We start from the raw sequence: 13,312 nt of genomic DNA, 5'->3' as shown, positions 1-13,312 counted from the left end.
ACGGCCCTCCGGGGGCACCCCGTGCCAGGGACGCCCCCCGAGTGCGGCGCGGTACGGGAAGGGGTCAGCGCAGGGCCGAGACCCCGCCGAACGCACCCCGGTGGTAGACGAGCGGCGGACGCGGGTCGTCCAGCACCAGCGTGTGCGTCACCTCCCCGACCACCAGCCAGTGGTCGCCGATCAGCCGGGTGTCGAACCGGGAGCAGACCAGGTGCGCCGAGGCCCCGTCCAGCAGCGGGACCTGCGACGGCCCCCGGCTCCACGCCGTCGGCGCGGCGAACCGGTCCTCCCCCCTGCGGGCGAACCGGTCGGCCAGGTCGGACTGCTCCTCGGTCAGCAGCTGCACCCCGAACTCGCCCGCCCTGCGCAGCGCCGGCCAGGTCGTGGAGGACTCCGCGATGTAGAAGGACACCAGCGGCGGGGCGAGGCTGACGCTGGTGAAGGAGGTGGCGGTCAGCCCCACGGGCCGCCCCTCCACGCTGGCGGTGATGATGACGACCCCGGCCGGGTGGTTGCGCAGCGTCGCGCGGAAACGGTCGGCCTCCGCCAAGGACGGGGAAGCGGTCTCGGCGATACTCAACGGACTCTCCCTTGTGGTGGGTGAAGAGAGGGGGGAGGACTCAGGCGGCGGCCGACCGGGTGCGCACCGCCGCGCGCAGCACGGGGGCCGCGCGCCCGGCCCACGGCGCGAGCACCCCGTCCAGGCGCGGAGTGCCGTCGGTCCCGCCGTCGGAGGGGACCGCGTCCTGGAGCAGGGCCAGTCCGGACGCCGGAACGGTCGCGCCCAGTTCGAGCAGCAGCGGGCGCAGGTGCACGTCCACGGCCAGGGTGTGGGCCGCGGACGCCATCACCAGCACGGGCACGGCCGTCACCCCCGCCAGCCCGCCGGACGGCAGCAGGTCCAGGAACACCTTCAGCAGACCGGTGTAGGTCGCCTTGTAGGTGGGGCTGGCCACGACCAGCAGGTCGGTGGCGCGCACCCTCTCCAGGGCGGCCTCCACCTCCGGCTGCGGGCCGGGGGCGAGCAGCAGCTGCCGGATCCGCGACAGGTCGAGCAGGTCGTCCGGTCCGGGCACGTCCGGCAGTCCGGCCGCGTCCGCGGCGTGACGGGCCACGGCCAGGCCGGCGGTGGCGGTACGGGAGTTCGGCCGGGGATTGCCGACGAGGACGGTGGTGGTGGTCATGGCGGTCTCCGGTGCGGGGGCGGTCAGGACGTGGCCGGGGCGGACACGGCGAAGGGGACGTGGGGGGCGGCGGACTCCTCCCCTCCCTCCGGGTGCTCCCACAGCCCGCGCTCCCGCAACAGCGGCAGTACCCCCTCGCCGAACCAGTAGGCCTCCTCCAGGTGGGGGTACCCGGACAGGACGAACTCGGTGGCGCCCGCCCGGTGGTACTCCTCGATCAGGTCGGCCACCTGGGCGTGGCTGCCCACCAGTGCGGTGCCGGCCCCGCCCCTGGCCAGGCCCACACCCGCCCACAGGTTGGGGTGGACCTCCAGGTCGGCGGCGCTTCCGCCGTGCAGTTCGAGCATCCGGCGCTGGCCCTCGGACTCGCTCATGGCCAGGTGGTGCTGCACCTGCCCCACGGTGTCGGGGGCCAGCCCGTCGAGCAGGCGCTGGGCCTGCGCCCACGCCTCCTCCGCGGTGTCCCGGCTGATCACGTGCAGCCGCACGCCGTAGTCGAGTGTGCGGCCGCGCTTGGCCGCCAGGGCGCTGACCCGGTCGATCTTGTCGGCGACCGCGCCGGGCGGCTCACCCCACGTCAGGTACGTCTGCACGCGGCGGGAGGCCACGTCGAGCGCGGCGGGGGAGGAGCCGCCGAAGTAGACCGGCGGCAGGGGGTCCGGCGCCTTCGCGAGCCGGGCCCCCTCCACCGTGACGTGCTCCCCCCGGAAGTCGACGGTCTCCCCGCGCCAGAGCCGTCCGACCACCTGGAGGAACTCGTCGGTGCGCGCGTACCGGGCGTCCTTGCCGAGGAAGTCGCCGTGCTGCCTCTGCTCGGCGGACTCGCCGCCGGTCACCACGTTGAGCAGGAGACGTCCGCCGCTGAGCCGCTGGTAGGTCGCGGCCATCTGCGCCGCCAGGGTGGGCGAGAGGAGCCCGGGGCGGAACGCCACCAGGAACTTCAGCCGCCTCGTGCTCCCGGCCAGCATCGCCGTGGTCAGCCAGGCGTCCTCGCACCACGCGCCGGTGGGGGTGAGGACGCCCTCGAACCCCAGCCGCTCGGCGGCTCCGGCGATCTGGGCGAGGTAGTCCAGGGTCGGCTCGCGGGTCCGCCAGGCCGAGGCCACGACGTCCGCGCCGTGGCCGCCGCCGACGATGCCGCGGCTGTCCCCCTGCGTGGGCAGGAACCAGTGGAAGGTCAGGGGCATTGAGGGACGCTCCTCCGTTGCGGGATCAGATCTGACCGTGCCGCGGTGGGCGGCGACGGTTGAGGGAGTACTCCCCGACGTGCTGGACCTTCCAGCGCACCGGGTCGTGGACGGTGTGGGTGCGGGCGTCGCGCCAGTGGCGGTGCAGGTTCTCGGAGTCGGCCGCGGCCCGCGTGCCCGCCACCTCGAACAGGGCGGAGGAGACCTCCACGGCGGCCCGTCCGCCGGCGACCTTGGCGGCGGCCACGGCGACCGAGGCCTCTGCGGTGGCGTCCTCCGCGCCGGGGGCGCCCCCGGCCAGGACGGCGTCGGCGGCGTCCACCCGGTCGGCGGCGGAGGCCAGCAGGGCCTCCGCGGCGCGCACCTGGATCTCCAGCTCGCCGAACCGGTGGACGAGCAGCGGGTCCTCGGGCGCGGTGTCGACGCCGCTCTCGAACCAGGGGCGGCTCTTGGAGCGCACGAAGGCCGCCGCCTCGGCCAGGGCGCCGCGCGCCGCGCCGACGTCGATGGCGGCGTGCAGCAGCTGCGCGAACGCGCCGTAGGTGGTGGGCCCCTCGAACGTCAGGTACTGGGGCAGGACCAGGTCGTCGGGCACGGCCACGTCGGCCAGATGCACCGTTCCGCTGGCGGTGGTGCGCTGGCCCATGCCGGCCCAGTCGTCCTCGACGCGCACGCCCGGGGCGTCGGCCGGGACGAAGGCGATGTGCGGGCGCGGTCCGTCCGGGGTGGCCGCGGGGGCGACCACGGCGATCCAGTCGGCGAGCAGCGAACCCGTGGCGTAGTACTTGCTGCCGTTGACCCGCCAGCCGTCGCCGCCGCGCTCCAGGCGGGTGGCGTGGGTGTGCGCGGTCCTCCCGGACCGCTCGGCCTGGGCGTTGGAGACGAGCGAGCCGGAGAGGACGTCGCCGAACACCCGGGCCCGCGCGGTCCCGCCCCCGCGCAGGCGCAGCGCGTTGAGGAACGCGAAGTGCGGCTGCGGGATCTGCGCCAGGCTGAGGTCGGCGGTGCCGAGCAGGCGCAGGATCTCGGCGACGGTCCCGGCGTCCGCGCCGGCCCCGCACAGGGCGCGGGGCACGGTGATCCCGAGCAGGCCCGACCGGGCCAGCTCGCGGACCTGCTCCCGGGGCAGACAGCGGTCGCGGTCGCGCCCGGAGGCGCCCTCCGCGAACCGGGGGACCAGGGCGCGGGCGGCCTCGACGGCCTCCGCGTCCGAGGCGATGATCCGGACCTCGCCGCCGGTCGTGCCGGGGGTGGGGCCGGTGACGGTCTCGGACATGGTGAACCTCCTGCTGGGACGCACGCCGACGTGTGCCAGTAAATACCTACCGGAATTATGGGGAATCAAAGCACAGGTCGGTGTGCGGCGGGCGGCGGTTCCGTGTCCTCGGCGTGGTGTTCGACCAGGAGTGCCGTGCGGGGGCGGATTCGGTCGGGGGCCTGTGCGGGGTACGCGGCGGTCCCTGTCGGATGTCGGGCATCGGGTCGGCCTCCCGTCCGATCGCGCGGCGTGGAGGGCGTTCCGGGCCGAGGGTCGGGCGGCTCCGCGCATGGCAGCCCCCTCGGCCCGGAACGCCGGGACCGGCCTCGCGTTCGTCCACCCGGCGGGGTGGCCCGGGCGGCGCGGGTGGTCGGCGGGTCCTGGCCGACGGCTCCGCGATTCCGTCGGCCTCGTCCACCAGCCTGATCCGCTAACCCCATTTTGTCAACCGAAAAAGTAGGGAATCTTCGGTGGTGTGTGCGGGAGGAGTGGGAACGTGCAGGTCGGGCGGGGTGTGTCGAGGGGTGTGGTGACGCCGGGGCGGGTGTGACACGTGCGACGGGAGGCTCCTACCAACTAAACCTGTAGGGAATGTGGTTTACTGCGGTCATGGCAGTCAGAACACCGTCACACCTGCGGCCCCCGGCCTTCGACGGGCACTGTTAGCGGCCGCCGGACCAGCGCAGACTCCGACCGCCCACGAATCCGAGAGCAAGAACCCATGACCGACACCGCAGCCGCGCCCGCCGCGCCGACACCGCTCACCCTGGACCGCCTGTCCGAGCTGACCGCCGCGGTCGCCGAGGAGGTCCGCCAGGGGCTCCACGAGATCCGCTTCGACGCCGAGAACCGCTGGTCGGTCCGCCTGCGCGCCGACGACTACACCGACGTCTGGCTCATCTCCTGGACGCCCGACCAGTCCACCCGGCTCCACGACCACGCCGGTTCGCTGGGCGCGCTCACCGTCGTCGCCGGGGAGCTGGTCGAACGCTACTGGGACGCCGGCCTGTGCGAACGCACCCTCGCCGACGGCGGGGGCGGCCGGTTCCCGCTCGGCCACGTGCACGACGTGGTCAACGCCGCCGCCGCGCCCGCCGTCAGCGTGCACGCCTACTCGCCGCCGCTGACCGCCATGCACTACTACGAGGTCAGCGGCGACAACGCGCTGCGCCGCACCGGCAGCATCCTGACCAGCGACCCCGAGCCCGACGTCCCCACGCTGGACGCCGTGCCCACGGCCGGGGCGGGGGAGCGGCGGTGAGCGCGATCGAACGGCTCCTCGACGGCAAGCGCGCCCGACTCGAACGGCTCTCGCCGGCCGAGGCGCTGCGCGCCCAGGGGGAGGGCGCGCTGCTGGTCGACACCCGGCCCGCCGTCAACCGCGAGGCCGAGGGGGAGATCCCGGGGGCGCTGGTGATCGACCGCAACGTCCTGGAGTGGCGGCTGGACCCCAGCAGTCCCGACCGGGTGCCCGAGGCCGACTCCGTTGACCGGCTCATCGTGCTGTTCTGCAACGAGGGGTACGCCTCCAGCCTGGCCGCCGTCCAGCTCCAGGAGCTGGGGCTGGCGAGGGCCACCGACATGGCCGGCGGTTTCCGCGCCTGGCGCGCCCGCGGGCTGCCCACCACCGAGCCCGTGCTCCGCGCCGAGTCCGGACCCGGGGTCGCACACCGGGGCTGAGGTTCCGGCTCCCCGCGCCGGGGCCGGTCCCGTCGCAGTGTGCCGGACACGAGGGCCGTGCTCCCCGTATCGTCACCGCCGGGCCGTCGGGCCCGGTCCCACGCCCCTTCCGGGCGCCGGAAGCGGGTCTGGCGCCTTACTCGGCCATTAACTACACTAAATGAGTAGGTTTAGTGTAGTTAGTCGCCGTTCCGGTCGTATCCCGTCCCGTCCCCCGAGGGCGCCCCCGCGCCCGGAGATCGAGGAGAACCATGAGCGAGACACCCACCACGCCCGCTTCCACGCCCGAACCGGCTCCCCCGCGCCCCCGGTGGCGGATCGGCGAGGACTGGGCGGCCACCGTCACCGGACTCGTGCTGCTCGGCCTGGCCCTGCTCGGGGTCATCCCGGCGGGACTGGTCCCCTGATGGCCATGCACACCCCCGGCCCCGGAGAGGACGCCTCCCGGGCCGACGGCGCCGGCGCGACCGGGACCGCGGACGGCACTGCGGTCGGCCCCGACGACACCGCCGGCGGCCCTGAGGGCGGCGTGACCGGCGACGGCGGGGCCGACGCCCGGGAGGACGCGGATGCCCCGCGCGGACCCGGCGCACCGCTCTGGTCCGCCCTCGGCCTCCTCGTGGTCCTCGCCCTGGCCGCGGCCACCCGCTTCCTGGAGTCCTGGGTCCCCGCCGCCGCGGAGGGGTCCCCGCTGGGCGGCTTCGCCGAGGCCGTCGAGTACCCCGTCTACGCGATCCTGCTCGGCCTGCTGGGCAACCTGGTGCTCTCCCTCCTGGGGGTGCGCGACCGGCTGGCCCCGGCGTTCAGGACCGAGTTCCTCATCAAGACGGGCCTGGTCCTGCTCGGCTCCACGGTCCTGTTCGACGTCATCGCCCAGGCCGCCGGGCCCGCCGTCCTCCAGGCCCTGTTCCTGGTCACGTCGGTGTTCCTGTTCACCTGGTGGGTGGGCGGCAAGCTCGGCCTGGACGACCGGCTGCGGGCGCTGCTCGCCTCGTCGGTGTCCATCTGCGGGGTCAGCGCCGCCATCGCCGCAGCCGGAGCCGTGCAGGCGCGCAGGGAACAGCTCGCCTACACCGCGAGCCTGGTCATCCTGTTCGCCGTCCCCTCGATCTTCCTGCTGCCGTGGCTGGTCGGCGTGCTCGGACTGAGCACCGCCCAGGCCGGCGCGTGGATCGGCGGCAACATCGACACCACGGCGGCGGTCGCGGCCTCCGGGGCGATCGTCGGCGAGGAGGCCCTCCAGATCGCCTCCATCGTCAAGGCCACCCAGAACGTCCTGATGGGCGTCGTGGCGGTGCTGCTGACCGCCTACTTCGCCTTCCGGGTCGCCCCCGCCGAGGGCGGCGGCGCGGTGGAGCGCCCCGGCCTGCGCACCCTGTGGGACCGGTTCCCCAAGTTCGTGCTGGGGTTCCTGGCCGCCTCGGTCGCCGCGACCCTGTGGTCCAACGGCCCGGCCGCCGACCCGCAGGCGGGCCTGGACACCGCCAGGGCCCTGCGCGACTGGTTCCTGATCGCGGCGTTCACCAGTATCGGCCTGGAGTTCAAGCTCGGCTCGCTGCGCGAGGCGGGCTGGCGGCCGATCGGCGTGTTCGGCCTCGCCACGGTGTTCAACCTGGCGGTCGGACTGCTGCTCGCGGTGCTGCTCTTCCGCGGCTTCGCCTTCTAGGGGCGTCCGGCCGGGCCGCTCCGACCGGCGGAGGAGAGGGGCGCGGCGTGTCCGGGCGGAGGCGCCGCGCCCCGCCGTGTCCGGGAGGCCCGCTCCCCGGACGCCGGCGGCCGGTTCCGGCGGCTGACCGCTTCCGCGGGACCGGGCGGTCCCGACGGCCGTCCCGCGGAGGGGCGGGTCTCCGGTGGGGCCGCCCGGCGGCGGCCCCACCGGTCAGACGCCCAGGGGCGGCGACGGGGGGCCGTGGTAGATGTAGCCGACCTTGCGCACGGTCGCGATGAGGTCCCCGGCCCGGCCGAGCTTGCGGCGGAGCCGGTGGATGTGCACGTCGATGGTGCGCGAGTGCAGGTCCTTGCGGGTGCCCCACACGCGCTCCATCAGCTCGCCGCGGGCGATCGCGCGGCCGGGGGAGTCGGCGAGGCACTCCAGGAGCTCGTACTCCTGGTAGGTGAGCTCGACCTCCTGCCCGCCGGACCAGACCCGGCGGGCGTCGCGGTCGATCAGCAGGGCGGCGCCCGGGACGGGGAGCGGTCTGGCGCGGGCGTGGGGCTCGTCCACCACCACCCCGTAGACCAGCATGTACTTGCCGCTCTCGGGCAGGGGCAGCACGCCGAGGAGCGAGTGGTCGGAGCCGGGCTCTTCGGGGGAGGTCAGGACGGGGCCGCCGACGGCACCGCCCGGCCCCGCCTCCGGCCGGGGCAGGGCGGCCAGGGACGGTTCGCCGCGCAGCGGGGCCGCGCTCCGCAGGGGCACGGCACGGGTGTCGACGCTGGGGAGTGAGCTGTGTGCGCTGAGCATGCCCACCATCATGCGCCGTATTCCCGTTAATTTCTACCGGATTAGTCGGTAATATGGTCCATGTGGTTCATGCCACGCGAAGGGCGGGGCGAAACGGATTATTCCTACCAAACAGGTGGGATAGTGTCTGATTGGGTCGGTAATACCCCACGGGGGGCACTACCCGCCCGGGCCGACGGTGTTCGCGCCGACGCCGGGACCCCCGCGATCCTCCACCCCACGATCCCCTAAGGAGTGCACATGCGCACGACCTCAGCCGTCATCGGCGCCGCCGCCGTCACCCTGGCGCTCTCCGCCTGCGGCGCCCCCAGCGAGCAGGCCGCCGAGGCCGAGAACGGCGGCGGGGACGTCCTGACCGTGGGGGTCAGCCCCGTGCCGCACGGCGACATCCTCGCCTTCATCGACGAGAACCTCGCCGAGGAGGCCGGGCTGGACCTGGACATCGTGGAGATCTCGGACTACAACACCCCCAATGCGGCCCTGGTCGAGGGGGAGCTGGACGCCAACTACTTCCAGCACCGCTCGTTCCTCGGCGAGTGGGTCGAGAACGGTCCCGACGCCGAGCTCACCTACATCACCGACGTCCACATCGAGCGCCTCGGCCTCTACTCCGAGAGCGTCGAGAGCGTCGAGGACCTGCCGGACGGAGCCGAGGTCGCGGTGCCCAACGACCCCGCCAACCTCGCCCGCGCGCTCGGCGTCCTGGAGGCCGAGGGCCTGATCACCGTCGACCCGGAGGCCGGCGAGTCCGCCACCGAGAACGACATCACGGACAACCCCCGGGACATCACCGTCACCCCGCTGGAGGCCGCCCAGCTGCCGCGCTCGATCTCCGACGTGGACGCGGCGATCGTCAACGGCAACTACGCCATCGAGGCGAACCTGCCCGAGGAGTCCAACGTCCTGGCCTGGGAGCCGGAGGGCGAGGACTACGTCGAGGCCTACGCCAACGGCCTGGTCGCCCTGGAGGAGAACGCCGAGGACGAGCGCGTCCAGCTGCTCGCGGAGCTGCTGCACGACGAGCGCGTCCTGGAGTTCGTCCAGGAGTCCTGGCAGGGCGTCGTCCTGGCGGTCGACGGCGACGGCAACGTCGTCGAGACCGGTGGGGCGGCCGACGAGGAGTAGCCGTCCGGCGGCCCGGCCGGCCGCCGCGCACCCTTCCCCGTTCCCCCGAGGGCGGTGGAGCCTCCCGGCTCCACCGCCCTTCGGCGTGTCCGGGGTCGGACGCGGGGTCGTCCGGGGCGCGCACGCAGGCCGCCGGTCACGTTCCGGAAGAAGGGTCGGACCCACCGTGACCAGGGCTCTCCCGTGATGGAGAGGCATACGTGTGACCTGCATCACCATGGGGTAAGTTCCACAAAACCTACTCATTTAGTAGAGTTTTACACGACCGGCCCGACCCTCCCCGAACCCCCGAATGAGGACCCGAGATGAGCATGCGCACGTCTGTGCTTCCGACCGCCGCCGCAGTACTGGCACTGGGACTGGTCGCCACCGGGTGCGGGAGCGAGGGGGAAGGGAGCGGCGGGGACGGGGGCTCCGGCACCCTCACCCTGGGCTACTTCCCCAACATCACCCACGTCCCGGCCCTGGTCGGCGTGGAGAACGGGACCCTCGCCGAGGCCCTCGGCGACACCGCGCTGGAGACCCAGACCTTCAACGCGGGCCCCGACGCCGTCAACGCCCTGTTCGCGGGCGAGGTCGACGCGACCTTCATCGGCCCCAACCCCGCCATCAACGGATGGGCGCAGTCGGAGGGCACCGCGCTGCACATCATCGCCGGGTCCACCTCCCGGGGCGCCGGACTCGTGGTCCGGCCCGGCATCGACAGCGTCGAGGACCTGCCCGGCACCACCCTCTCCACGCCGCAGCTGGGCAACACCCAGGACGTGGCGCTGCGCTGGTTCGCCCAGGAGCAGGGCTGGGAGGTCGACACCGAGGGCGGGGGCGAGCTGTCCGTCCTGCCCCAGGACAACGCCGAGATCATAGACAGCTTCGTCCTCGGCGAGATCGACGGCGCGTGGGTGCCCGAACCGCACCTCAGCCGCCTGGTCGACGAGGCGGACGGCGAACTGCTCGTGGACGAGACCGACCTGTGGCCGGAGACCGGAGGCGAGTTCGTCACCACGCACCTGATCGTCAGCGCCGAGTTCCTGGAGTCCGACCCGGAGGCGGTCGAGAACCTGCTGCGCGGCCACATCGAGACCGTCGACTGGATCAACGAGAACCCCGAGGACGCCCAGACGGCAGCCATCGCCCACCTGGAGGCCCTCACCGGCGGCGGGCTCTCCCCCGAGGTCGTCGCCTCCGCGTTCGAGAACGTGACCTTCACGGTCGACCCGATCGCCCCCTCCCTCCAGGGCGGCGCCGAGCACGCCGAGGCCGTCGGCCTCCTCGACCCGGTGGAGCTGGACGGCATCTACGCCCTGGACCCGCTCAACGGCCTCCTCGCCGAGGCGGGCCGCGACGAGGTCGCCGGGCTCGGCTGACGGACGGCGGAGGGCCTCCGACCCCGGGCCGGTATCCCACGGCCCGGGGCGGCGGCCTCTCGCCGGCGATGGGCCGCGGGCCCACCGCGCGGTGGGCCCGTCCGGCTCAGAGGAGCTGGTGGACGCGGACGAGGTTGCCCGCGGGATCGCGGAAGGCGCAGTCGCGGACCCCGTAGTCCTGGTCGGCGGGTTCCTGGACGACGTCGGCGCCCGAGGCCCGGACGCGGGCGAAGAACCCTTCGAGGTCGTCCGTGGCGAGCGTGACGGAGGTGTAGACGCCCTTGGCGATGAGTTCCAGGACGGTGCGGCGCTCGTCCTCGGAGATGCCCGGATCGGTGGCGGGCGGGTGCAGCACGAGGGAGGTGCCGGGCTGCCCGGCCGGTCCGACGGTGATCCAGCGCATGTCCTCGTAGCCCACGTCGTTGCGGACCTCGAAGCCCAGCGCGTCGCGGTAGAAGCCCAGAGCGGCCTCGGGGTCGGTCTGCGGAAGGAAGGCCTGGTGGATGGTGACGTTCATGGGCGCCACGTTACGCAGGACCACCGGGGCGGGCTTCTCGATTCCTGACCGGCCTGTTCACGCGCTTGGCCAGGCAGGGCGGGATCCCCGCCCCGTCCCGGGAGCGGTCGCGGCGGTAGACGCTCGGCGGCACGCCCACCAGTTCGGTGAACCTCGTGCTGAACGTGCCCAGGGAGGAGAAGCCCACCGCGAAGCAGACCTCGGTGACGCCGAGGTCCCCGCGCCGCAGCAGCGTCATCGCCCGTTCGATCCGCCGGGTCATCAGGTACGAGTACGGGGACTCGCCGTAGACGCGGCGGAACTCCCGGCTCAGGTGCCCGGCCGACATGTACGCCCCGCGTGCCAGCGCCTCGACGTTCAGCGGCTCGGCGAACTCGCGGTCGATCCGGTCGCGGACGCGGCGCATCGCGGCGATGTCGCGCAGGCGTTGCGCCTGCGCGCCTCCAGGTTCCATGTCTCCATCGTTCCACGCCGCACCGACGTTCGGGCGGGTTCGGCCCGCGACCGACCGGTGCCGGGACAGCGGGACCGGGGGTTCCGGCCGCCGCGCGGCATGTGTCGGGAGCGGGGCGGGCACGGGTCGGGAGTCGAGAAGCGGCGGGGTTGCGGGCACGATTGGCGTCGGAGGCGTCTCACACCGATTCCGACCAGGGGAGTGGCAGCGATGAGCGCGAACACGGGCACGACGGGCGGCGGGGCCGCGGAGGGCTTCTCGGAGGAGGAGCGCGCGGCGATGAAGGCGCGGGCCGCCGAACTCAGGAAGGAGGCGGAGCGCGGGCGGGGCGCCAAGGCCGCGGCCGGGGAGCTCGACGTCCTGGCGAAGATCGCGGAGATGGATCCCGCGGACCGCGCGGTGGCCGAGCGCGTCCACGCCATCGTCACCGCCAACGCCCCGGAGCTGACACCGAAGCTCTGGTACGGGCAGCCGGCCTACGCCAGGAAGGGGAAGGTCGTGTGCTTCTTCCGGAGTGGGCAGGCCGACAAGGAGCGCTACTCGACCTTCGGTTTCACCCCCGAGGCGAACCTCGACGACGGCGGCCTGTGGCCCACGTCCTTCGCCGTCACCGGTCTCGGCGAGGTGGCCCGGGAGGAGCTCGCCGCCCTCGTCCGCAGGGCTGTGGGCTGACCCGCCGCCCCGGCGGCCCGGCGGGCCGCCGGGGCGGCGGGCCGCCGGGCCATCTCGGGCCTCCGACACACCCGGGCGAGGCGTGGTGATCTGGATCACATTATGCGAAGTGCTGCCGACCGTGCTGGCGTGGCGCGGGGGTGCGGCGGGTGCCCGGTGGCGCGCATCGCGACCGGCGCGCCGTTCTGACCTGGGTCTTCTCGGTGGGTGGGGTCATCCCTGGAGTGCGGTTCGGGGTGTTTGGGCTGGTCATTCGGGAAGCGGGGGACGATTCGCCTGCTTCCACAAAACCTACTTATTAAGTAGAGTTTTGCTCGTCCTCCGACGCAGCACGAAAAGGACCACTCCATGCGTGTGCCCTCCCTCCCCCTGAGAACCGCCCTGGCGGCCCTGGCCGTCGGCCTGGCCGCCACCGGGTGCGGGGCGGCCGGCGCCGAGGAGGCCGACGGGTCCTCGCTGACCCTCGGCTACTTCCCGAACATCACCCACGCCCCGGCCCTCGTGGGCGTCCAGGACGGGATCATCCCCGGCGCCCTCGGCGAGGACGTCGCCTTCGACACCCGCATCTTCAACAGCGGCCCCGACGCCGTCAACGCCCTGTTCTCCGGCGAGGTCGACGCCGCCTACCTCGGCCCCAGCCCCGCCGTCAACGGGTGGGCGCAGTCCGAGGGCCAGGCGCTGCACGTCGTCGCCGGGGCCGCCACCAGGGGGACCGGGCTCGTCGTGCGCGAGGGCATCGACTCCCTGGACGACCTGCGCGGCACCACCCTGGCCACCCCGCAGCTGGGCGGCACCCAGGACGTGGCGCTGCGCTGGATCGCCGAGGAGCAGGGCTGGGACGTCGACACCGCCGGGGGCGGAGACCTGTCGATCGTGCCCCAGGCCAACGCCGAGACCGTGGACGCCTTCGCCCTCGGCGAGATCGACGGCGCCTGGCTGCCCGAGCCCCACCTGAGTCGGGTGCTCGCCGAGGACGACGCGCACCTGCTCATCGACGAGGCCGACCTGTGGCCGCAGACCGACGGCCGGTTCGTCACCACCCACCTCGCGGTCGGCGCCGAGTTCCTCGACCGCAACCCCGAGGTGGTCGAGGACCTGCTGCGCGGCCACATCGCCTCCGTCGACCTGCTCAACGAGGAGCCCGAACGGGCGCGGGCGGCGGCCGGGGACCATCTGGAGTCGCTCACCGGCGCGCGGCTCGACCCCGGCATCACCGCGTCGGCCTTCGACAACGTGGCCTTTACCGTCGACCCCGTCGCCCCCTCGCTGCTCGCCGGCGCCGACAGAGCCGAGGCCGTCGGACTGCTCGAACCCGTCGACCTGAACGGAATCTACGCCCTCGACCTGCTCAACGGTCTCCTCGCCGAGGACGGCCGCGAGCGGGTCGCCGGGTTGGAAGGGTAGAGG

15 protein-coding genes are annotated in these 13,312 nt (G+C 73.7%); 8 read left to right on the top strand and 7 right to left on the bottom strand.

Features of this window, described 5'->3' with window-relative positions; all coding sequences use genetic code 11:
* Window positions 1-64: 64 nt before the first annotated feature.
* From OUQ99_RS20690 to OUQ99_RS20675, 4 genes are read right to left on the bottom strand one after another with little or no spacing between them, the layout of a single operon-like run.
* Entirely contained in the window at window positions 65-580 is a 516-nt protein-coding gene (locus OUQ99_RS20690) for a flavin reductase family protein (RefSeq protein ID WP_267945443.1), read from the bottom strand.
* A gap of 40 nt (window positions 581-620) precedes the next feature.
* Window positions 621-1,184 carry an NAD(P)H-dependent oxidoreductase gene (locus OUQ99_RS20685; RefSeq protein ID WP_267945442.1) on the bottom strand — a complete coding sequence of 188 codons (564 nt, stop codon included), beginning with the start codon at window positions 1,182-1,184 and terminating at the stop codon, window positions 621-623.
* Window positions 1,185-1,207: 23 nt separating this feature from the next.
* On the bottom strand, window positions 1,208-2,371 hold the full coding sequence (locus tag OUQ99_RS20680; protein WP_267945441.1) for an LLM class flavin-dependent oxidoreductase: 1,164 nt from the start codon (window positions 2,369-2,371) through the stop codon (window positions 1,208-1,210).
* A gap of 25 nt (window positions 2,372-2,396) precedes the next feature.
* Window positions 2,397-3,647: an SfnB family sulfur acquisition oxidoreductase gene (locus OUQ99_RS20675; RefSeq protein ID WP_267945440.1), complete on the bottom strand. Its 1,251-nt coding sequence runs from the start codon at window positions 3,645-3,647 to the stop codon at window positions 2,397-2,399.
* A 703-nt stretch (window positions 3,648-4,350) separates the two neighbouring features.
* Here OUQ99_RS20675 and OUQ99_RS20670 point away from each other — a divergent pair.
* The 4 genes from OUQ99_RS20670 to OUQ99_RS20655 all read left to right on the top strand — a co-directional run bounded on the left by OUQ99_RS20670 (window position 4,351) and on the right by OUQ99_RS20655 (window position 6,975).
* The gene (locus tag OUQ99_RS20670; protein WP_267945439.1) at window positions 4,351-4,890 is read left to right on the top strand and encodes a cysteine dioxygenase; all 540 of its coding nucleotides are present in this window, start codon (window positions 4,351-4,353) and stop codon (window positions 4,888-4,890) included.
* Window positions 4,887-5,309: a rhodanese-like domain-containing protein gene (locus OUQ99_RS20665; protein ID WP_267945438.1), complete on the top strand. Its 423-nt coding sequence runs from the start codon at window positions 4,887-4,889 to the stop codon at window positions 5,307-5,309. The genes OUQ99_RS20670 and OUQ99_RS20665 overlap by 4 nt, the downstream gene beginning before the upstream one ends.
* A gap of 251 nt (window positions 5,310-5,560) precedes the next feature.
* Entirely contained in the window at window positions 5,561-5,716 is a 156-nt protein-coding gene (locus OUQ99_RS20660; RefSeq protein ID WP_267945437.1) for a hypothetical protein, read from the top strand.
* On the top strand, window positions 5,716-6,975 hold the full coding sequence (locus OUQ99_RS20655; RefSeq protein WP_267945436.1) for a YeiH family protein: 1,260 nt from the start codon (window positions 5,716-5,718) through the stop codon (window positions 6,973-6,975). The genes OUQ99_RS20660 and OUQ99_RS20655 overlap by 1 nt, the downstream gene beginning before the upstream one ends.
* A gap of 213 nt (window positions 6,976-7,188) precedes the next feature.
* Here OUQ99_RS20655 and OUQ99_RS20650 read toward each other — a convergent pair whose 3' ends face one another.
* Window positions 7,189-7,773, bottom strand: a complete 585-nt coding sequence (locus tag OUQ99_RS20650) for a winged helix-turn-helix domain-containing protein (protein WP_267945435.1) — start codon at window positions 7,771-7,773, stop codon at window positions 7,189-7,191.
* A 240-nt stretch (window positions 7,774-8,013) separates the two neighbouring features.
* Here OUQ99_RS20650 and OUQ99_RS20645 point away from each other — a divergent pair, with 240 nt between their 5' ends.
* On the top strand, window positions 8,014-8,898 hold the full coding sequence (locus OUQ99_RS20645; protein WP_267945434.1) for a MetQ/NlpA family ABC transporter substrate-binding protein: 885 nt from the start codon (window positions 8,014-8,016) through the stop codon (window positions 8,896-8,898).
* 305 nt (window positions 8,899-9,203) lie between these two features.
* Window positions 9,204-10,262, top strand: coding sequence for an ABC transporter substrate-binding protein (locus OUQ99_RS20640; protein WP_267945433.1), 1,059 nt, complete (start codon window positions 9,204-9,206; stop codon window positions 10,260-10,262).
* Window positions 10,263-10,368: 106 nt separating this feature from the next.
* Here the strand turns inward: OUQ99_RS20640 and OUQ99_RS20635 are convergent, their stop codons facing one another.
* Together OUQ99_RS20635 and OUQ99_RS20630 are read right to left on the bottom strand one after the other, a co-directional pair.
* Window positions 10,369-10,779, bottom strand: a complete 411-nt coding sequence (locus tag OUQ99_RS20635) for a VOC family protein (RefSeq protein ID WP_267945432.1) — start codon at window positions 10,777-10,779, stop codon at window positions 10,369-10,371.
* 10 nt (window positions 10,780-10,789) lie between these two features.
* A complete protein-coding gene (locus OUQ99_RS20630; RefSeq protein WP_267945431.1) occupies window positions 10,790-11,233 on the bottom strand; it encodes a helix-turn-helix transcriptional regulator in 444 nt (147 codons plus the stop codon).
* A gap of 210 nt (window positions 11,234-11,443) precedes the next feature.
* Between OUQ99_RS20630 and OUQ99_RS20625 the strand changes: the two genes are divergently transcribed.
* Window positions 11,444-11,905, top strand: coding sequence for an iron chaperone (locus OUQ99_RS20625; protein ID WP_267945430.1), 462 nt, complete (start codon window positions 11,444-11,446; stop codon window positions 11,903-11,905).
* A 348-nt stretch (window positions 11,906-12,253) separates the two neighbouring features.
* Window positions 12,254-13,309 (top strand): ABC transporter substrate-binding protein, encoded by a 1,056-nt coding sequence (locus OUQ99_RS20620; protein WP_267945429.1) that lies wholly within the window; start codon window positions 12,254-12,256, stop codon window positions 13,307-13,309.
* The last annotated feature ends 3 nt before the right edge of the window (window positions 13,310-13,312 follow it).

This window comes from Streptomonospora nanhaiensis (assembly GCF_026642255.1).
GTDB classification, from domain to species: Bacteria; Actinomycetota; Actinomycetes; order Streptosporangiales; family Streptosporangiaceae; genus Nocardiopsis; species Nocardiopsis tropica.
This window is presented reverse-complemented; position numbering and strand designations above follow the sequence as displayed.